This window comes from Rhabdaerophilum sp. (assembly GCF_046092605.1).
Lineage (GTDB): Bacteria > Pseudomonadota > Alphaproteobacteria > Rhizobiales > Beijerinckiaceae > Rhabdaerophilum.
In genome coordinates this window covers 1-19,101 of record NZ_JBJTDY010000199.1, presented here as the reverse complement: position 1 = coordinate 19,101, position 19,101 = coordinate 1, and the positions used below count along the sequence as shown (strand labels likewise).

21 protein-coding genes, 1 tRNA gene and 1 pseudogene are annotated in these 19,101 nt (G+C 63.6%); 8 read left to right on the top strand and 15 right to left on the bottom strand.

Annotated elements, in window-relative coordinates:
• The 5 genes and pseudogenes from ACKODO_RS15835 to ACKODO_RS15815 form a co-directional block, all read right to left on the bottom strand.
• Nucleotides 1-215: pseudogene (locus ACKODO_RS15835) on the bottom strand (homoserine dehydrogenase); the annotation flags it as partial.
• A 123-nt stretch (nucleotides 216-338) separates the two neighbouring features.
• Nucleotides 339-1,418, bottom strand: a complete 1,080-nt coding sequence (locus tag ACKODO_RS15830; protein WP_408984408.1) for a toxic anion resistance protein — start codon at nucleotides 1,416-1,418, stop codon at nucleotides 339-341.
• A 58-nt stretch (nucleotides 1,419-1,476) separates the two neighbouring features.
• A complete protein-coding gene (locus tag ACKODO_RS15825) occupies nucleotides 1,477-1,830 on the bottom strand; it encodes a tetratricopeptide repeat protein (RefSeq protein ID WP_408984407.1) in 354 nt (117 codons plus the stop codon).
• A gap of 15 nt (nucleotides 1,831-1,845) precedes the next feature.
• Nucleotides 1,846-3,066 carry an LL-diaminopimelate aminotransferase gene (locus ACKODO_RS15820; RefSeq protein ID WP_408984406.1) on the bottom strand — a complete coding sequence of 407 codons (1,221 nt, stop codon included), beginning with the start codon at nucleotides 3,064-3,066 and terminating at the stop codon, nucleotides 1,846-1,848.
• Between the two features lie 91 nt (nucleotides 3,067-3,157).
• Nucleotides 3,158-3,514 carry a hypothetical protein gene (locus tag ACKODO_RS15815; RefSeq protein ID WP_408984405.1) on the bottom strand — a complete coding sequence of 119 codons (357 nt, stop codon included), beginning with the start codon at nucleotides 3,512-3,514 and terminating at the stop codon, nucleotides 3,158-3,160.
• Nucleotides 3,515-4,072: 558 nt separating this feature from the next.
• Between ACKODO_RS15815 and ACKODO_RS15810 the strand changes: the two genes are divergently transcribed.
• Complete coding sequence (locus ACKODO_RS15810; RefSeq protein ID WP_408984404.1) at nucleotides 4,073-5,857, top strand: PHA/PHB synthase family protein; 1,785 nt, start codon at nucleotides 4,073-4,075, stop codon at nucleotides 5,855-5,857.
• A gap of 250 nt (nucleotides 5,858-6,107) precedes the next feature.
• Here the strand turns inward: ACKODO_RS15810 and ACKODO_RS15805 are convergent, their stop codons facing one another.
• Nucleotides 6,108-7,385, bottom strand: coding sequence for an OmpP1/FadL family transporter (locus tag ACKODO_RS15805; protein ID WP_408984403.1), 1,278 nt, complete (start codon nucleotides 7,383-7,385; stop codon nucleotides 6,108-6,110).
• A gap of 432 nt (nucleotides 7,386-7,817) precedes the next feature.
• Between ACKODO_RS15805 and ACKODO_RS15800 the strand changes: the two genes are divergently transcribed.
• Entirely contained in the window at nucleotides 7,818-8,669 is an 852-nt protein-coding gene (locus tag ACKODO_RS15800; protein WP_408984402.1) for a fumarylacetoacetate hydrolase family protein, read from the top strand.
• 112 nt (nucleotides 8,670-8,781) lie between these two features.
• On the opposite strand, the gene argC is transcribed toward ACKODO_RS15800, so the two are convergent.
• From argC to ACKODO_RS15785, 3 genes are all read right to left on the bottom strand, one after another.
• Nucleotides 8,782-9,768, bottom strand: coding sequence for an N-acetyl-gamma-glutamyl-phosphate reductase (gene argC, locus ACKODO_RS15795; RefSeq protein ID WP_408984401.1), 987 nt, complete (start codon nucleotides 9,766-9,768; stop codon nucleotides 8,782-8,784).
• A gap of 89 nt (nucleotides 9,769-9,857) precedes the next feature.
• Entirely contained in the window at nucleotides 9,858-10,799 is a 942-nt protein-coding gene (speB, locus tag ACKODO_RS15790) for an agmatinase (RefSeq protein ID WP_408984400.1), read from the bottom strand.
• Nucleotides 10,796-11,095: a hypothetical protein gene (locus ACKODO_RS15785; protein WP_408984399.1), complete on the bottom strand. Its 300-nt coding sequence runs from the start codon at nucleotides 11,093-11,095 to the stop codon at nucleotides 10,796-10,798. Before ACKODO_RS15785 ends, speB begins: the two co-directional genes overlap by 4 nt.
• A gap of 178 nt (nucleotides 11,096-11,273) precedes the next feature.
• On the opposite strand from ACKODO_RS15785, the gene ACKODO_RS15780 reads away from it, so the two are divergent.
• The gene (locus ACKODO_RS15780; protein WP_408984398.1) at nucleotides 11,274-12,044 is read left to right on the top strand and encodes a class I SAM-dependent methyltransferase; all 771 of its coding nucleotides are present in this window, start codon (nucleotides 11,274-11,276) and stop codon (nucleotides 12,042-12,044) included.
• 64 nt (nucleotides 12,045-12,108) lie between these two features.
• On the opposite strand, the gene ACKODO_RS15775 is transcribed toward ACKODO_RS15780, so the two are convergent.
• From ACKODO_RS15775 to ACKODO_RS15760, 4 genes are all read right to left on the bottom strand, one after another.
• On the bottom strand, nucleotides 12,109-12,453 hold the full coding sequence (locus tag ACKODO_RS15775; RefSeq protein ID WP_408984397.1) for a hypothetical protein: 345 nt from the start codon (nucleotides 12,451-12,453) through the stop codon (nucleotides 12,109-12,111).
• Nucleotides 12,454-12,575: 122 nt separating this feature from the next.
• Nucleotides 12,576-13,055, bottom strand: a complete 480-nt coding sequence (gene rpsI, locus ACKODO_RS15770) for a 30S ribosomal protein S9 (protein ID WP_408984396.1) — start codon at nucleotides 13,053-13,055, stop codon at nucleotides 12,576-12,578.
• Nucleotides 13,055-13,540 carry a 50S ribosomal protein L13 gene (rplM, locus tag ACKODO_RS15765; protein ID WP_408984395.1) on the bottom strand — a complete coding sequence of 162 codons (486 nt, stop codon included), beginning with the start codon at nucleotides 13,538-13,540 and terminating at the stop codon, nucleotides 13,055-13,057. Before rplM ends, rpsI begins: the two co-directional genes overlap by 1 nt.
• A gap of 160 nt (nucleotides 13,541-13,700) precedes the next feature.
• Complete coding sequence (locus ACKODO_RS15760; RefSeq protein ID WP_408984394.1) at nucleotides 13,701-14,144, bottom strand: PaaI family thioesterase; 444 nt, start codon at nucleotides 14,142-14,144, stop codon at nucleotides 13,701-13,703.
• A gap of 258 nt (nucleotides 14,145-14,402) precedes the next feature.
• On the opposite strand from ACKODO_RS15760, the gene ACKODO_RS15755 reads away from it, so the two are divergent.
• Nucleotides 14,403-14,948: a CoA-binding protein gene (locus ACKODO_RS15755; RefSeq protein ID WP_408984393.1), complete on the top strand. Its 546-nt coding sequence runs from the start codon at nucleotides 14,403-14,405 to the stop codon at nucleotides 14,946-14,948.
• 180 nt (nucleotides 14,949-15,128) lie between these two features.
• Entirely contained in the window at nucleotides 15,129-16,412 is a 1,284-nt protein-coding gene (locus tag ACKODO_RS15750; protein ID WP_408984392.1) for an O-acetylhomoserine aminocarboxypropyltransferase, read from the top strand.
• A gap of 20 nt (nucleotides 16,413-16,432) precedes the next feature.
• Here ACKODO_RS15750 and ACKODO_RS15745 read toward each other — a convergent pair whose 3' ends face one another.
• Nucleotides 16,433-17,512 (bottom strand): COX15/CtaA family protein, encoded by a 1,080-nt coding sequence (locus ACKODO_RS15745; RefSeq protein ID WP_408984391.1) that lies wholly within the window; start codon nucleotides 17,510-17,512, stop codon nucleotides 16,433-16,435.
• A 146-nt stretch (nucleotides 17,513-17,658) separates the two neighbouring features.
• Between ACKODO_RS15745 and ACKODO_RS15740 the strand changes: the two genes are divergently transcribed.
• Nucleotides 17,659-17,877 (top strand): DUF2842 domain-containing protein, encoded by a 219-nt coding sequence (locus tag ACKODO_RS15740; RefSeq protein WP_408984390.1) that lies wholly within the window; start codon nucleotides 17,659-17,661, stop codon nucleotides 17,875-17,877.
• 132 nt (nucleotides 17,878-18,009) lie between these two features.
• On the opposite strand, the gene ACKODO_RS15735 is transcribed toward ACKODO_RS15740, so the two are convergent.
• Nucleotides 18,010-18,444 (bottom strand): hypothetical protein, encoded by a 435-nt coding sequence (locus ACKODO_RS15735; RefSeq protein ID WP_408984389.1) that lies wholly within the window; start codon nucleotides 18,442-18,444, stop codon nucleotides 18,010-18,012.
• Between the two features lie 186 nt (nucleotides 18,445-18,630).
• Here ACKODO_RS15735 and ACKODO_RS15730 point away from each other — a divergent pair, with 186 nt between their 5' ends.
• Together ACKODO_RS15730 and ACKODO_RS15725 are read left to right on the top strand one after the other, a co-directional pair.
• A complete protein-coding gene (locus ACKODO_RS15730) occupies nucleotides 18,631-18,855 on the top strand; it encodes a hypothetical protein (RefSeq protein ID WP_408984388.1) in 225 nt (74 codons plus the stop codon).
• A gap of 168 nt (nucleotides 18,856-19,023) precedes the next feature.
• Nucleotides 19,024-19,101: transfer RNA gene (locus ACKODO_RS15725), tRNA-Pro, on the top strand.

Below are 19,101 nucleotides of genomic sequence, written 5' to 3'. Positions count from 1 at the left end.
CGACAGGCCATCTCGACCGGATCGTCATACCAGCGGTAGCCCGAGAGATCGACGCCGCGATCCTTGCCCCTGGAACGGGCGGAAACCGCGACGACCTGGATGGGGCGTCCCGCGCGCTCCGCGAGTTCGTTCGCAGCCTGGGTGAGAATGCGGATCGTGGCGGCGCCGACCGTGCCAAGCCCCGCAATTCCGATCCGCAATGCCTTTTCAACCATCTCCGCCCCCTGCCCCGTCGATTCCATCAAGCGGTGCTCTAGAACATGTCACGGAAAAGGGGAATTCTGTTTTGGCGGGATGACCCCTGCCGCAAAAAGCGGGGGCCGAGCTGCGGGTGCGGCTTACGGCGAAGGCAGCGCCGAGAGGTGCCGCTTCAGCTCGGTGTTCATCTCGTCGAGGCGCTTTTCCACCTCGGCGCGCTGGCGCCGGCCCTCGTTCTGCACATTCATCACCTGGGTGATGGTATCGATGAGGTCGCGGTTGGTCTTTTCGAGCGTCGCCATGTCGACGATGCCGCGCTGGCTCTGCTTCTCGATCTCGATCGCCTGCCCCTTCATCATCTCGGAAGCCTGCTTCAGCATCTCGTTGGTGGCGTCGGTGACGGTCTTCTGAAGATCGAGCGCGCCCTGCTGCCGGGTGAGGCCGAGCAGCAGGATCATCTTCTGCTTCCATACAGGGATGGTGAGCTGCGTCGTCGCCTGCAGGTTCTCGATGAGGGTTTCATCACCGGCCTGCACGATGCGGATCTGCGGCAATTGCTGGATGCCGATCTGCCGCGCCTGCTGGAGATACATCACGCGCTTCTCGAGCCGATCCAGCGCCTGAAGCGCATCCTGATAGGCTTGCGCGGCCATCAGCCCTTCCGTGGTGTTGGCCTTGGCATCGGCATCAGCCTTCAGCGCCGCGAGACGACCGGCCTTGAACTCCTCGCCATAGGCCTTGCCGGCCTCGATATAGGTGTCGAGTTCGGCGATCGCAGCCTTGGTCTGCTCGTGCAGGTCATCGAGCATATGGATATCGCGGCGGAGCCCCTCCTTGTGCTTGTCGAGTTCGATCGTCACCCGGTCGATCTGCGAGGCAACCGTCGAGAACTGCTCCTTGAAGCGGCTGAGACGCGTCTGCATATTCGTAAAAAGCCGCTGGAACCAGTTGAGTTGGCCGACCGAAGCGGGGTCGAGCCCCTTCGCCTTGGCGAGGATGTCGGTGAGCAGGTCGCCGGTCTTCCCCATCTCCTTGTTGCGCGTTTCGGCCAGAATGCGATCGGCGAAATCCGAGACGCGCGCCTGCGCCTTGTCGCCATAGGTGACGATGTTGGCGCGATCCGTGATGTCGAGTTCCTTCTTCACCGCCTCGACGCGGCCGCGATCGAGCTGGATCGAGGGCAGATGGGCCGTGGCGGCCAGCTTTTCGGCATCAGACATGGAAACCTCGCGGCGGGAGAAACGTCGCCGCGTGATGTAGGGGGTGGAGCCGGGAATGTCACGGGGTGACCGACATGCGCGCCGCCTCTGGCACCAAGGCCTTCAGACGCTCAACCGCTCCGGCCCGCCCCGGCACGGGCGGATTTTCGCGCAGGGCGATCTCGAAATATCGCAGGGCCTGCGGAAAATCGCCCTTGGCCTCGTAACATAGGGCCAGATCGAAGGCGTAATCGCCGTTCTCGTAGGTCTCATCGCCCCAGGAAAGGGCTTTCAGCGCTTCGATGGCTTCGTCGAACCGGCCGGCTTCGATCAGGGCACGAGAGGCGGCAAGCAAGGCAAGAAACCAGCGCTGACCTCGCGTCGCATCCGAAAGGCCGCGCTCTTCCCAATAGGCATCCGATCCATAATGCATGCTGATAAAGGCGGCTCAAACCGCCCGCTTGATGTCGATCACGTTGTGAAGCGTCGTATCCGCCGTGTCGAAGAACTTCTTGAGGCTGCGTGCGGCCTGGCGGATGCGCTGCTCGTTCTCGACGAGGGCGAGGCGCACGTAATCATCGCCATGCTCGCCGAAGCCGATGCCCGGCGCCACCGCGACATCCGCCTTCTCCACCAAGAGCTTCGAGAATTCGAGGCTGCCGAGAGGGCGGAATTTCTCCGGGATCTGCACCCAGGCGAACATCGAAGCCTCGGGCGGTGGAATCTCCCACCCGGCCTTGCCGAAGCTCTCGACCATCACGTCGCGGCGCTGGCGATAAACGCTGCGCATCTCGTGGATGCAATCCTCCGGGCCGTTCAGCGCGGCGGTCGCGGCCACCTGAATGGGCGTATAGGCGCCGTAATCGAGGTAGGATTTCACGCGCGCGAGTGCCGCGAGCAGCCGCTCATTGCCGACCGCGAAGCCCATGCGCCAGCCCGCCATGGAGAAGGTTTTCGACATGGAGGTGAATTCCACCGTCACATCCATCGCGCCGGGCACCTGCAGCACGGAGGGCGGCGGCTTCGCATCGTCGAAATAGACTTCCGCGTAAGCCAGGTCCGAGAGCAGGATCAGCTCGTGCTTCTTGGCGAAGGCCACGAGATCGCGGTAGAAATCGAGATCGGCCACATAGGCCGTGGGGTTCGAGGGGTAGCAGACCACAAGCGCGATCGGTTTGGGCACGGAATGCATCATCGCGCGCTCGAGCGCCGGGAACATCGCGGGCGTGGGTTCAGCCGGAACGGAGCGGATGACGCCGCCGGCCATCAGGAAGCCGAAGGCGTGGATGGGATAGCTCGGGTTCGGCACGAGAACCACATCGCCGGGCCCGCAGATGGCCTGCGCCATGTTGGCGAAACCTTCCTTCGAGCCGAGCGTGGCGATGACCTGCGTATCGGGGTTCAGCTTCACGCCGAAACGGCGCTCGTAATAGCCGGCCTGGGCGCGGCGAAGCCCGCCGATGCCCTTCGAGGCCGAGTAGCGATCCGTGCGCGGCTTGCCCGCGGTTTCGATCAGCTTCTCGATGACATGCTTCGGCGCCGGCAGATCCGGGTTTCCCATGCCCAGATCGATGATATCCGCGCCCGCGGCTCGTGCCTTCGCCTTGATCTTGTTGACCTGCTCGAAGACATAGGGCGGAAGGCGGCGGATGCGATGGAACTCGTTCATGGAGAACTCCCTCGGGCCGGGATGGCCGTAGATTTCGGGCTGGCTTGTCTTCGCGATGACGGAAAGTTGGAGCCCTGTCTAGGGTCAGCCCTCAATCTGGCAGCAATTCCTTCCTTGGAGAGGCGGGGCGCGTCGGAGCCGTGCCGTCATAGGTCGAACGCGGAAGCGGGCGGTTCGCGAAGCCCTGGCTGCGCTGGCGGGCTGCGATCAGTTCCTTCTCGAGGGCGGCTGCCCCGGCCTCATTGCGCGGGGCGATTGCCCGCTCGGGCGGCGTCACACCCACGGCGATGAAATCCTGTGGGGCGCCTGCGCGGGTTTGGCGCACGAATTCCTTCGGCTCCCCCACTTCCGCGCGCAAGCCGGTAAGCTGCGGCATCCGGCCGGAATGCGACGTTTCCGTGCAGGCGGAGAGGCCCTGCGCAGCCGCAACGAGGACGAGGCCAGCCATGAGCCGGCTGTCGAAGCATCGAGCTTTCGCAAATTTCATGTTCCACCCGGTCCCTTATGCAACCAATGTCGCGCGCCTTTGTTTCTGCTTCCCTAATGCGGCGGAAATGGGCAAAACAGAAGTGCGCGTTTCGCGAAATCTTCGGACTTCGCGAGCGCCCGGCAAGAAGACGAATGACAAACGGGGAGGCCAAACGCCATGGCCACAAGCAAGACGCAGGCGAAACGCACCGCGAGAGCGGCAGAACCGTCGAGGGCGGCCACAAGCAAGGCCGAGCCGATCAAGGGCAAGGAGGCTTCATCCAGTGCTCCTGTGCCTAAATCTGGTTCCCCAAAGGCACAATCGGCCAAACCTTCGCCGGCGAAAAAACCACCCGGCGATATGCCTTCCCCTCCCCGGAAGGCTGCGGCAAAGTCCCCGCGTCCCGCGAGCACGGAGAAGGTGTCGGCGAAGCCATCGCCCGAACCCGTTCCGGCAGCGCCCGCGCAACCCGTTGCCCCTGCCCCTTTGCCTGCGAGGGCCGAGCCGCCGCGCGCCAGCGCGGCCCCGGCTGACGACATGGCGATCCCGCAGCCGCCCTTTGACCTCGAGAAGATCGCCGGCGTTTCCACCGATATCCTGGCGGAGAGCTCCAGGCTCAGCGCGGCCTATCTGCGGGCGCTGGAAAAGGGTGAGAGGGCCTCGCTCGTGCCCGACGAAAGCGCGGATGCCGTGAAGACGCTGGGCGCGGTGGCCGAATACTGGCTGAAGGACCCGGCGCGCATCGTCGAGGCGCAGAAAAATCTTTCGCTCGACATGATCAACCTCTGGTCGACGATGGTCCGCAAGGTGCATGGCGCGGATGCTCCCCCGGCGGTCGAGATGCCCGCGCGCGACAACCGCTTCGCCGATCCCGAATGGAACGAAAACCCCTATTTCAACTTCCTGAAGCAGGCTTATTTCATCGGCACGCAATTCGCCAACCAACTCGTCGAAAAGGCGGAGGAACTCGATCCCCACACGAAGAAGAAGGCGCAATTCTACATGCGGCAGATCGCCAGCGCGCTCTCGCCGTCGAATTTCGTCATGACCAATCCGGAATTGCTGCGGACGACACTGGAGCAGCAGGGCGAGAACATCGCGCGCGGCATGCGGATGCTCGCGGAGGATGTCGATGCCGGCAAGGGCGAGCTGAAGCTCCGCCAGACCGATGGCAACGCCTTCGAGGTGGGCAGGAACCTCGCGACAACGCCCGGCAAGGTGGTTTATCGCAATGATCTCATCGAGCTGATCCAGTATACGCCGACCACGCAGAGCGTATACAAGACCCCCCTGCTCATCGTGCCGCCGTGGATCAACAAGTTCTACATCCTGGATCTCAACCCGGAGAAGAGCTTCATCCGCTGGGCGGTGGAAGGCGGTATCACCGTCTTCGTGCTCTCCTGGGTCAACCCCAACGAGAAGCATCGTCATTACGACTGGACCACCTACATGGAGAAGGGTCCCCTGGCGGCCCTCGCGGAAATCGAGGCGATCACCGGCGAGAAAAGCGCCCATGCCATCGGCTATTGCGTCGGGGGCACGCTGCTCGCGGCCACGCTCGCCTGGCTTGCGCAATCCGATCGGCCCGACCGCGTGAAGACCGCCACCTTCTTCACCACGCAGGTCGATTTCACCCATGCCGGTGAGCTGCTGACTTTCGTGGATGAGGAACAGATCAGCGCCGTCGAGCAGCTCATGGCTCGGTTCGGATATCTGCCGGGCGCGAAAATGGCCTCGGCGTTCAACATGTTGCGACCGAATGACCTCATCTGGTCCTACATGGTCAACAACTACCTCAAGGGCAAGAATCCGCAACCCTTTGACCTGCTCTACTGGAATTCCGATTCCACGAACATGGCAGAAGCAAACCACAGCTTCTACTTGCGCAACTGCTACCTCCACAACACGCTCGCCAAGGGCGAGATGCAGGTGGGCGGCAAGCGGCTCGACCTCGGCAAGGTGACGATCCCGATCTACAACCTCGCGGCTAAGGAAGATCATATCGCCCCGGCGAAATCGGTTTTCGTGGGCTCGAAGCTGTTTGGCGGGCCCGTGACTTATGTGATGGCCGGTTCCGGCCACATCGCGGGCGTCGTCAACCCGGTCTCGAAGTCGAAATACCAATATTGGACCGGCGGCCCGGTGGAAGGCGAATTTGAAAACTGGGCGCAGAAGGCCGAGGAGACGGCTGGCACCTGGTGGCCGCATTGGCACGCCTGGCTGACCAAGGGCGACGAGAAGGTGCAGGCGCGCACTCCCGGCGGTGGCAAGCGCGAGCCGCTCTGCGATGCTCCCGGCGAATATGTGCGCATGAAGGCCTGAGGCGCTGCCCTGCAGGCAGAGGCCGATCGGCATCAAGCCATCCGCAAATTCAGCCCGGGAAAAGGGCTGGCGACCGAAAGGGCTGGCGACCAAAGAAAAAGGGCCGGTCTGCCGCCCCTTTTCTGCTTCTCTCGCAGGCGTTGCGCCTTAAAGCATTTTCCGATCCATCGGATACCGGTTGGTCGAAGAAAATGCGTGAAATAACAAGAAGTCATAACGGATGGTCTCGTTCAATCAGATTGGAGTCGCTCTAGAACTTCCGCACCAGCGGCTCTTCGCGCTTCAGGCCCTCGCCCCAGCGCGAGGTCAGGCCGATCGAAAGCAGGTGAGCATCGGCCTTGGATTCACCCGTGACGGTGAGCGCGCCGAGGGACTGGCTGATCGGGGCTTTCTTGATGTGCAGGTAGGAATAGGAGGCGTTCAGGCTGAACCGCTCCGACCAAGTATAGGTGAAGCCGGTCGAGAGCCAGAGACGGTCATTGTCCGGCAGCGAGTAGCGACGGACCGCATCCGTGACCGGCGAGATCTCGAAGCCGATGCCCGCGCGCCACGTCAGCGCATCCGACACCTTGTATTCACCGCCGAGCGAGAAGAACCAGCCATCCTTGTAGTGGAATGGCAGCACCGCGAGCGCCGGGTGCGCCGGGTTGGTCAGCGCTGCGTTGCCGATGCGCCCCCAGTTCTGCCATTCCACCGAGGCGAGGATGTCGAGCTTCTCGGTCACGGTCTGGCGCAGCGAGAGATTCACGCGGTTCGGAAGGTGCAGAGTGCCCTTGGAATTGGTGCTGGTGAAAGGCCCGAACACGGTGGTGCCTTCGATGGTCTGATCGATGAAGGAGCGCCAGCCGAGGCCGATCTGCGTGCCCTTCCAGGGCGTGAAGGTGAGGCCGGCGGTGAAGCCCACGCCCCAGCCATCGGCCTCGGTGATGCCGACACCGCCGCCGAACAGCGTGATCGGCGGACCCGGCCAGCGAGCAACCTGGCGGGCCGTCGTATACTGGATCTGCAGGCCGACACCGAACGACCACATCTCGTTGAACTTATAGGCCACCGAGGGAGTAGCGGTTAAGACGCGCAGCTTCGAGGTCGAGGCAAAGAGACTGCCCTGCCAGACATCCGCGGCCTTGGTCGAGTTGCCGTAGGTCGTGTTCAGCGAGATGCCGAAATAGAGCCGATCGCTGTAGGGATAGATGATGTAGGAGGCCGGAACGAAGTAATCGAGCCCGATATCGCCCGAGCGGCCCGAGAAGAGCGCGTTATAGCCCGGGTTGTTCGAGGTCGTGGTGATCTTGTTCGTGGGGATGCCGAACGTATAGTTCGAATCCATCGTGAAACGCCGGAAGCCCGTCATCGTCGCCGGGTTCATGAACATCGTCGCGGCGGAAGTCGAGCCCGGAGCCGCAGCCCCCGCGAACGCCATGCCGTTGAACACGGTGCTCTGCGATGTGTTGATGAAACCACCCGCCATCGCCTGCATCGAAATCATGGAGGCCGACGCCGCCAGTGCCAGCCGGAACATACCCTTCATGGCGATTTCCTTCATCCCTGTTCTGGGCGGGTTGCGAGACGCTGATTCGCGCTCGTCCGCTGCTCGTTCTCCTTTCCATCTTGCAAAGCGCGGATGCGGAAGCAACGGCCCCTCTTTTGCCGCATTCGATGTCGCCCCTGCGCATTCTCAGGTCGTTTTCGGCAAAAAGCGCCCTTTTTGGACTAGTCTGACAACCAGATTGCAAGAATTCTTTTGTTCATGACCAAACTTTCGGCGTCTTTTGCCTTGTGGCCTCACGCGGCAAACCGGCCGAGGGTTGGGCGGAATGCGTGTTTTCAGGGCAGTGTTGCATGTTCGTCACATTCTGGCCGTGACAGCGTGCATTCCGGTGCGGAAGCGTTCGAGAGTCTCCTTGAATCACGCGGGGGGAAGTGCTCCTATGCCGGCCGCTTTTGAAGGCTGGGGAGCAGGATGAAGCTCGTTCGCTTTGGCCGGGCAGGCCGTGAAAAACCGGGTCTCGTCGACTCCGCGGGCAAGATCCGTGACATCTCGGAGCATGTGCCGGAGCTTTCCGGCACGGCCTTGTCGCGCAAGGCGCTGGCCAAGCTGCGTCGGCTGAAGCCCGAGAAGCTTCCGCTGGTGCGGGGGCGCCCGCGCCTAGGGTCCTGTGTCGGGAGGGTTGGCAACTTCATCGCCGTCGGCCTGAATTATGCCGACCACGCCGCCGAGACCGGTGCCCCGATTCCCAAGGAGCCGATTCTCTTCAACAAGGCGCCCTCCTGCATCGTGGGGCCCAATGACGATGTGATGCTGCCGAAGGGCTCGGTGAAGACCGACTGGGAGGTCGAGCTTGCCATCGTCATCGGCGAGAGCGCGTCCTACGTGCCGGAATCCGAGGCGATGGATGTCATCGCCGGCTTCTGCATCTGCAACGATGTTTCCGAGCGCGCCTACCAGATCGAAGGCACCGGCCAGTGGATGAAGGGCAAGGGCTGCCCCACCTTCGGCCCTCTCGGCCCTTGGCTGGTGACCCCGGACGAAGTGCGTGATGTCCAGAAACTCGGGATGTGGCTGGAGGTGAATGGCCGCCGGATGCAGACTGGCTCCACCGCCACGATGATCTTCGGCGTGAAGTTCCTTGTGCACTACATCTCGACCTTCATGCGCCTCGAGCCGGGGGACGTGATCACCACCGGCACCCCGCCGGGGGTGGGCCTGGGCAAGAAGCCCCCGGTCTTCCTGAAGCCGGGGGACATCATGCGCCTCGGCATCGAGGGTCTCGGCGAGCAGAAACAGCTTGTGGTGCCCTGGGGCGCGGAGTGAGCGCGCAGCCGCTTGAACGCCCCCGGCGCCGTCTTTTGACCTGCCCGATCAATTGACCTGCCCGATCAATTGACCTGCTGGATCAATTAACCTGCCCGGTCAATCATCGCGCTCACAAGCCCAGCATCAGCTTCAGGTTCTGCACCGCCGCGCCGGAAGCGCCCTTGCCGAGATTGTCGAGCCGCGCGACCAGAACCGCCTGCCCCTTCGCATCGTCGCCGAACACGAACAGCTCCATGCGGTTGGTGTTGTTGAGCGCCTCCGGTTCGAGCCGGCCTTTCAGCCCGGCCGTTTCCTCGGCGCTGGCCACCCGCACCTCGGTCGCGCCCGCATAATGGGCGGCGAGGCAGTCGCGCAGGCTCGCGACATGCTTCACGCCCGAAAGCTGCGAGAAATGCAGCGGCACGGAAACCAGCATGCCCTGGCGGAAATTGCCGACGCTCGGCACGAAGATCGGCTGGTGCCACAGGCCGGAATAGCGCGTGAGTTCCGGCAGGTGCTTGTGGTTGAAGCCAAGGCAATAGAGCTCGAAATCCGGGGCGGTGCCCGCTTCATTGGCCTCGATCATGCTCTTGCCGCCGCCGGAATAGCCGGAAACCGCATTGATCGAGATGGCATGATCCGCCGGCATCAACCCGGCATCCACCAGCGGGCGCAGCAGGGCGATGCCGCCGGTGGGGTAGCAACCGGGATTGGCGACGTTCCGCGCCTCGGCAATCGCCCGAGGTTGCGCGATCGCAAGTTCCGGAAACCCGTAGACCCAGCCCGGCGCGACGCGATGCGCGGTCGAGGCATCAATGAAGCGCGGCGCAGCCTTGCCGAGGCTTTCGCCCATGGCCACCGCCTCTTTCGCGGCCTCATCCGGCAGGCAGAGGATGACCACATCGGCCTCGGCCATCACTGCGCGCTTGGCTTCCACGTCCTTGCGCTTTTCCGGCGCGATGGAGATCAGCCGGATGGCCTTCTCGCCTTCGAGCCGCTCGCGGATCTGCAGGCCGGTGGTGCCGGCCTCGCCATCAATGAAAACGGCGGGGTGCGCCCCCTTGAGCGCGGGCCGCTGGGCACTGGCGAGCGCGGCATCGGAATTGGCAAAGGTCATGGTTCGGAGCTTTCGGCGCGAAGGTCGGATGAAGGCGCAGGGGAAGCAGGCAGCATCGCGCCGGCCGGAGGCCGGCACGGGGATCAGGATCAGGCTCGTCGGAGGGCCAGGGCCTGAAGGTGATGCTGCATGATCGTCGCTCCTGCGATCGCGGTGATCTCGGCATGGTCATAGGGCGGAGACACTTCAACAACGTCCATGCCGCAAAACGGCAAATCCCGCAAGGCCCAGACGAGACGCAAGGCCTCGGCGGCACTCATTCCGCCGGAAACCGGCGTGCCCGTGCCCGGCGCAAAAGCGGGATCGAGGCAATCGATATCGAAGGTGAGATAGCTTGGCCCCTGCCCCAACCGGGCGCGAATGGCCTCGGCAAGGCGCGTCACGCCCATTTCCGCTGCCTGATAGGCGTGGATGATCGCGATGCCGCCATCGCCCGGCGCGATGGTGCGGATGCCGACCTGGATCGAACGCGCGGGATCAATCAGCCCCTCGCGGATCGCCTCGACCACGAAGGTTCCGTGCGAGATATCGCCGGGACCATGGTCCCAGGTATCCTGATGTGCATCGAATTGCAGCAGGCCCATCGGGCCATGCCTCTTCGCATGGGCGCGCAGCAGCGGCAGCGTGATGAAGTGATCCCCGCCCATGGTCATGAGATGCGCGCCGCTTTCGACCAGCCGCGTCGCCTCCGCCTCGATCGCCGCGCGATGGGCAGCGAGATCGCCGCGCGGCAGAGCGCAATCGCCATAATCGATGGCGGCGAGGTGCTCGAAGGGGTCGATCCCCGAGGGATATTGCGGATCGCCATCGAAGATCGCGCTGGCGCGGCGGATGGCCGCCGGCCCGAAGCGCGTGCCCGGCCGGTTCGTGACCGAGAGATCGAAGGGCACGCCCCAGATCACCACATCCGCGCCCGCGAGGTTCTTGGTGTAGGGCCGTCGCATGAAGGAATGCGCGCCCGCGAAGGTTGGATCATGCGCCCCGCCGCGCAGCCCGCCGGTGAAGGCATGGTCGATCGGCGGTTTCGTCACGAGGCGCTGGCCTTCCGCCCCACATGCAGGAACAGCGCGAAGATCAACCAGGGCAGGAAGAAACCGGCACCCCAGAGCGCCAGCCCGACAAGATGCGCCCATTGCGGAGCGTTTCGCACGTCATTCGTGAGGTAGGGCAGCATGTTCACGAGCCCGAACATCAAGACCGGCGAGATGAAGGCCATGGTCGCCATCGGGATGCGCGCCTTCAAGGGACGATGCGTCGCGAACAGGATGAGAAGGCTCGGCAGCAGCACGAGCAGCACGATCAACCCCAGAGGCAGGAAACGCAGCATGGCAGGATCACCCGATGGCAGGGCGCGAGCGGCCCTTTCCTCGCGAGATAAGGAGGCGAGCCGCCCGATGGCAAGGGATATGCATCGTCTGTTCAGGTTCGAACACGCATTTCGGCGCTTGGCAGGGCCCCGGTTCCCCCGCTAGGCAAGGCCACGTTTCGCGACAAAGGACAGATCCATGCGTCTCCTCACCGGCAATCCGGCGCTCGATGCCTATCTGGAGAAGGGTTACTCAAGCGTGCGCGGCATGTCGTCCGTCTTCGCCGCCTCGATCTCGGGCCACATGATCCGCCGGCAGACGGAACTCGGGATCCGGGGGCACATTGCCGAAATCGGCACCTTCGAGGGACGTTTCTTCATCGCGCTGGCGCATGGCCTTGCCGCGGGCGAGCACGCGATCGGCATCGACATCTTCACCTGGCCCTCGGAGAAGGTGCTCGATCACCTGCACGAGAACCTGACGCATCACGGCATCGAGGCGGGACGCTACACCGCCATCAAGGGCTCGACGGCCGATATGGAACCGGCGGATGTGATCGCGCCCGCGAAGGTGAAGGCCGATGGCAGCCTGCCGATCCGCTTCTTCCACATCGACGGCCAGCATGACGAGCCGAACCTCGTGAAGGATCTCTCGCTCGCCTTGCCGCTCATGCACCGCCAAGGGCTGATCGTGCTCGATGACATGCTGCATCCGAGCTATCCCGGCCTCGTCGAGACCGTGCACAAATGGCTGCGCGCGCACCCCGAATGGGTGTGCCTCGCCATCATCGATCGCGAGGATATCGTCGCGGCGGCGAAATACGTGCTGGTGCGCAAGGATGCGCTTCACCTCTACGAGCAGGACCTTCTCACCACCTTCGCGAGCAACGTGTTCTCGATGGGCTCGAATGTCGAGGGGCATTTCACGGTGGTGCTGACGCCGCATCCGAGATTGGCAGAGGTGGATTGAGAACCATCCGGTTCCGCTTCAGTTTTCGCCAAGCGGAACCGGCGTGCGTTTCGGTCGAGAACGCTCACCGCTCCCGGATCTGCGGCCCCGGCACGTCAATGAGCCGGCCGCCGCCTCCGCGCGTAGGGGTCTTCTCCGGCGGCACGGCGTGGCGTTCCGGCAAGCGGAGATCGGATTTCGGCGCGGGTCGAACCGATTGGTAGCCCGGTGAGAGTTCCGGCGGGCGCGTCGGCGCAATCACCGGCGGCGGAGGCGGCGGCATGACGGGCGGCTGGAAGGGCCGGTTCGCGCCATATTCATGCGCATAGGGCACATCGCCGGGCATGCGACCGGGAAAATTCGTCTGCGCCAGCGCGGGCGCGGCGACACTCGCGAGAATCAGCAGGAACAAAGCGATGTTTGGAGCCATGGGCCCTTCTTTCAAGCCATTCCGCCCTTCTCAAGGCGAAACGAAAAAGCCCCGGCGAACCGGGGCTTTTGCAATGCGGGAAAACGGGGTGGCCGGCACAAGTCCGGCCATGACGTTTCGCATCAGCGCTTCGAGAACTGGAAGCTGCGGCGGGCCTTGGCCTTGCCGTACTTCTTGCGCTCGACCACGCGGCTGTCGCGCGTGAGGAAGCCGCCCTTCTTGAGCACCGGGCGCAAATCCGGCTCGTAATGCGTGAGCGCTTTCGAGATGCCATGGCGCACGGCGCCCGCCTGGCCCGAAAGGCCGCCGCCATCGACCGAGACCATGACATCGTACTGGTCCAAGCGACCGGCCGCGACGAGCGGCTGGTTCAGCAGCATGCGCAGAACGGGGCGCGCGAAATAGACTTCGATCGCGCGGCCATTCACGACAACCTTGCCCGAACCCGGCTTGATCCAGACGCGGGCGACCGCGTCCTTGCGCTTGCCGGTGGCATAGGCGCGGCCCTGCTTGTCGAGCTTCTGGACATGAACCGGCGCTTCTGCCTGCACGCCCCTGGTGGCGCCGCCGAGATCGGCGAGCGAGGAAAGAGTCTCAGCCATCAGCCGTGCCTCGTGTTCTTCGGGTTGAGCTTGGCCACGTCGAGCATCTCGGGGCCTTGCGCATCATGCGGGTGAGACGCGCCCTTGTAGACGCGCAGATTGCCGAGCTGCTTGCGGCCGAGCGGGCCTCGCGGAAGCATGCGCTCCACGGCCTTCTCCACCACGCGCTCCGGGAAGCGGCCATCGAGGATGAAGCGCGCGCTGCGCTCCTTGATGCCGCCGGGATAACCCGTGTGGTGATAGTAAACCTTGTCGTTGCGCTTGTTGCCTGTGAACACCACCTTCTCGGCGTTGATCACGATCACGTTGTCGCCCATATCCACATGCGGCGTGAACGTGGCTTTGTGCTTGCCGCGAAGACGAAGCGCGATGATCGAGGCAAGGCGGCCAACCACGAGGCCGGTGCCGTCGATCACGATCCACTTCTTGTCGACCTCGGCGGGCTTCGCCACGAAAGACTTCGTGGCAGATGTCAGGGCCCTCATGGAAACCTCGGATCAGAAAAAAGGAACCGGCGCGAGAGCGCGCCGGGATCAAAGCTTCGATAAAGCATTGATTCCGCCGGGTCAACGGCCTTCAAGGCGCATCAATTCTAGCTTTTTTCCAATGGTTTCAATGCAATGATACATAAGGTATCATTTTACCTCATGCAGAAACGCGCTCGGGCGGCACGGAATAGGTGCCGGTGACATGCGCGACGGGTTCATCCACCCCTTCCGAGAAGATCGTCACCTCGCCCACGCACAGGCGCTTTCCGGCCTTCAGAAGCCGCGTTTCGCTGACAAGATCGCCGATTTCCGGCTTGCGCAGGAAGTTGATGGAGAGGTTGGTGGTAACCGCCAGCGGCACCTTGCCCGCCACGCTCAGCACGGCGACATAGAGCGCGTAATCGGCGAGCGTCATCATGGCCGGTCCGGAAATGGTGCCGCCGGGCCTGAGGTTCTTCGGGTGGTGCTTCATGCGCACGCGGCACGTGCCATAGCCGAGACCCTCGAGGAAGAGCGAGCGCCCGCCATGGTGCACTTCGGGGAAGACCTCATCGAGATAGGCGTCCATTTCTTCCAGCGTCAGCAGTGGCTCCTGCGCCATTTCTGTTTTCCTTCTTCACCCGGGCGATCCGGGAGGATCTTGACGGCACGCTCGCGCTCACCCCTCCCATTGCATTTCTGGAAAGGAGCTGCGGGATTGCATCCTGCGAATGGCGGAACATGAACTTCACCCCGCCAATCGTTCCGGTCCGTTCAAAGCGGGGCGCGCACGGCTTGTCAAACCCGCAAGGGCGCCCGTGCATCGGCCGCCCTTGCGAAAACGCGCGGCACTGCCCATTCTGCTGGCATGATCCCGAATATGCCCGTCATCGCCACGCCCGCAGATCTCGTCTACCCGGATGAATTGATCCGCTCGATCCTGAAGACCTGCAAGCGCATCGCGCTGGTGGGTGCGAGCGACAATCCCTCACGGCCGTCCTATTTCGTCTACAAGTATCTCTCCGAGCGCGGCTATGACGTGATCCCGGTGAATCCCGGCCGCGCCGGCGCTCTGATCCTCGGCAAGCCTTTCGTCGCGAGCCTCGCGGAGATCGAGGGGCCGGTCGACATGGTGGAAATCTTCCGCAATTCGGAAGCGGCCATGGGCGTGACCGAAGAGGCGCTGAAGCTTGATCCGCTGCCGAAGGTCATCTGGATGCAGCTTTCCGTGCGCAACGATGCGGCGGCGGCGCTGGCCGAGACCAAGGGCGTCTCTGTCATCATGAATCGCTGCCCGAAGATCGAATATGGCCGCCTCTCGGGCGAAATCTCCTGGCAGGGCATCAATTCCCGCGTGCTCTCTGCGAAGCGCCCTGCCCTTTCCACCAAGGGCTTCCAGAAGCTCACGATCGACCGGCGGCAATGAGCGGCCCCGCGCCTGCAGCGCGCCATTGCGGCCCGCGCGGTTTTCGGCCAACCTCCGTTTCGCCGAGCAGCTGCGTTCTTCATAAAGAACAAATTGGTTGACATAGAAAATTTCGTTCGGTAAAAAATCCGGCCTTTGTGGATTTTGCCCATTTTTGCCGGGCATACTAGGAGAATAATGATGACCGACCGCGCGCCCGGATTTTCCACCCTCGCCATCCATGCTGGCGCCCAGCCCGACCCGACGACCGGCGCGCGTGCCACGCCCATCTACCAGACGACGAGCTTCGTCTTCGATGATGTGGATCATGCGGCCTCGCTGTTCGGGCTGCAGGCTTTCGGCAACATCTATACCCGCCTCGGCAACCCCACCAATGCGGTGCTGGAAGAGCGCGTCGCGGCGCTCGAAGGCGGCACCGCCGCGCTCGCCGTGGCTTCGGGCCATGCGGCCGAGCATCTCGTGTTCCACACGCTGCTGGAGCCGGGTGACGAATTCATTGCCGCGAAGAAGCTCTATGGCGGCTCGATCAACCAGTTCAACCATGCCTACAAGAAGTTCGGCTGGAACGTGGTCTGGGCGGATAGCGACGATCTCGAGAGCTTCCGCAAGGCGGTGACGCCCAAGACCAAGGCGATTTTCGTGGAGTCCATCGCCAACCCGGGCGGCGTGATCACCGATCTCGCGGGAATCGGGAAAATCGCGCGTGATGCCGGCGTGCCGCTGATCGTCGACAACACGCTCGCGACCCCCTACCTCATTCGTCCCTTCGAGCATGGCGCGAACATCGTGGTGCATTCGCTCACGAAATTCCTCGGCGGCCACGGCAATTCGATCGGCGGCGTGATCGTCGATGGCGGCAATTTCGATTGGTCGAAAACCGGCAAGCGCTACCCCTCGCTCACCGCGCCGCGCCCGGAATATGCGGGGATCGTGCTGGGCGAGACCTTCGGCAATTTCGCTTTCGCCATCGCCTGCCGCGTGCTCGGCCTGCGTGATCTTGGCCCGGCGCTCTCGCCGTTCAACGCGTTCCTGCTCCTCACGGGCATCGAGACCCTGCCGCTGCGGATGCAGCGCCATTCGGACAACGCGCAGAAGGTGGCGGAATTCCTCTCGAGGCATGCGCAGGTGAGCTGGGTTTCCTATCCCGGCCTCAAGGGTGACAAATATCACGCGCTCCAGCAGAAATACTCGCCCAAGGGGGCAGGCGCGGTCTTCACCTTCGGCCTCAAGGGCGGCTACGAGGCGGGCATCAGGCTCGTGTCGAACCTCAAGCTCTTCTCGCATCTCGCAAATGTCGGCGATACGCGCAGCCTCGTGATCCACCCCGCCTCGGCCACGCATCGCCAATTGACCGACGAGCAGCGCAAACAGGCCGGCGCGGGCCCGGAAGTGATCCGCCTCTCGATCGGCATCGAGGATGCGGAGGATCTGATCGCGGACCTGGATCAGGCGCTGAAAGCCTGAGGCTTCAAGCGTTTACAACATCATGGCGCGCGGCCCGCCGGCCGCGTTTCCGCTTGTGGCGTAATCCGCATCGCGTGGATCACGGCGGTCAGCAACACGAACATCGCCATCGCCTGATGCGCGAGGCCAGCCCAGAGCGGCACGACGAGCAGCAGCGTGACGATGCCGAGCACGCCCTGCAACAGCACCATCGCCGCCACCATCCGCGCCATCTTCGCCACAGCCGTGCCGCGCGCGGCGATCGCGTGCCAGATCGCGAACGCCAGCAGCAGATAGGCGCCGAGGCGGTGATTGAACTGCACCAGGGTCGGGTTATCGACGAAATTCTCCCAGAAGACCGGGTTCCGCGCGAGGTTTTCGAGCGGCGGCACCAGCGCGCCATCCATCAGCGGCCAGGTGTTGTAGGTGAAGCCGGCCTTCGAGCCCGCGACGAGCCCGCCGAGCGCGATCTGCGCAAGAACCGCCAGCACCAAAGCCCAGGCCGCCCGGCTCAGGCCCAGGCTCCCTGCCTTCTGCGCGCCGAACGCGCCCCAATGCGCGGCCATCACCACAAGCCCAGTGAAGAACAGGCACGCGAAGGTGAGATGCAGGGTGAGCTTCACGGGGGCGACCGCGATCATCCCCGGCTGGAGGCCCGAGGCCACCATGATCCAGCCGATCGTGCCCTGGAGCGCCAGCAGCAACCCGAGCCCGAAGGTGAGCATCGCCATGCGGCCCTTGATGATCCGCGCGGCCCAGAAGACGAGGAACCCGCCGAGCATCACGAGGCCGATCAAGCGGCCCAATTGCCTGTGCCCCCATTCCCACCAGTAGATGAACTGGAAATCGCCGAGGCTCATGCCCTGGTTCAGCAGCTGGTATTGCGGGCTCGCGCGATAAAGCTCGAATTCCTTCGCCCAATCCGCGGCCGAAAGCGGCGGCAGGGCGCCGGTGATCGGCTTCCATTCGGTGATGGAAAGCCCGGAACCCGTAAGACGCGTCGCGCCGCCCACCGTCACCATGATGAGCACCAGCATGATCAGCACCAGCAACCAGGCGCGGAAGGCGCTCGCGCCGCGCGCTTGCGCCCTGGCGAATTCCGGGGCTTCGGACAGGCTCATCACCGACACGGTTCATTCTCCGACGCGTTGCGTGATTTCAACTCACGCCCATTCATGCTCTTGCATCCCGCTTGCTTCGCCCGATATGCACCTTTGTCCGCCAACGGCAAGCGACCGATCGCCGCGAGAGACGGGAAGGAACCGGAATGAACCCGCGCTTGAAGAAATTCATCGGCACGCTGGTCATGGTCGTGTTCGTCATTCTCTATGCGCTGATCGTGATGGCGATTGCGCCGCGGATTGTTGGTCCGGGAACCTCGAAATTCCTGGAGCTGACATTCTATCTCGTCGCGGGGCTGGCCTGGGCTTTGCCGCTGATGCCGCTCATCCGCTGGATGGAGAAGAAGCCGAAGCCCAGGTCCTGAAGCGGAACGCGCGCGAAACCCGGGCCCTGGGGGAGGCTGTTCTCCGAGAGACGCGCCTTGGCGGAAATGCCGGGTGAAACAGGACGAGCGGTTCCTGGCGCGCGCTGTGGGCCATTTCGGATGGAAGGCGGGTCAGGCCGCTGCATCGAGCGCCCGGCCCTGCTGATCTTCGATCACAAGGACCGGCGCGGCCGAGATTTCCTCGAGCCTCGCGATGGCCTCCTGCAGATAGCCTTCATCTGCGGCTTCCGGCGCGACAAGGTCCAGGCAATCGGCGGCATCGGTCACGAATTCTGCGGCACCGCCTGCCGGGCCGGCATCCATGACCACGAAGGCATAGGTCTCGGCGGGCGCGCGGACCAGCGATTGCACCGCCTGCCGGGCCGAAGGCGCTGCGAGATGGCTCGCCAGGGGCTCACCGGCCGGCACGAGATGCAGGCGCGAATGCGGGTCGCGATGCAGGATACCGCCAAGTTCCGCCATGCCGGTGAGGTCATGCGCAAGGCCAGTGGCGCTATCGCCCGAGGCGCGCGGAGAGAGCGGATTCGCGCCGGATAGATCGACCATCACCGTCGTGCCATCCTGCGCGGATCCGGCGACCGATCTTCACGGCCTGCAGGGCGAAATGCGTGTCACGACCGAGGCCATGCAGGACCGGTAGCTTCGCGGTGGCGAACAACATGCCGATGCGCCCGGGCGACACCATATTGATTCGCGAGCGTTTTTTCTGAGGCTTCTCGGAAGTTCATCGGCATGGCCAAGGCCGAGCACCCCTTCTGCATTCTGCTCATTCTTCTTCTGTTCATTCTTTGCGTGCCGGCGGGTGGGCTTTTGCGGCATGTCCATGATCTGGTTGAGAGCCCTTCGGCACGGGGGGCGAGCCCCGGGATCGTCATCCGTTCCATGACGAGTGGTGAACACGGCAACGCGCGGCCCACCGATCCTCGCGGCGGATTTCGCGTGAGGCCAAGCTTCTGAATTGGGCCTTTCGGGCAAAGCCATGGAACGCAGCCTGAACCACGAACATCTTTGCCAGGAAACCCTTGTCGGTCCTTTGCTTTCCCCCTTCGACCCCAATCGATCGCGAAAGCCCCGCGAGAAGCGGATTGCCAGCCCGGCGGCGAATGCCTATAGAGGCCAACGGTTCGGAGTGTAGCGCAGCCTGGTTAGCGCACTAGTCTGGGGGACTAGGGGTCGTGGGTTCGAATCCCGCCACTCCGACCA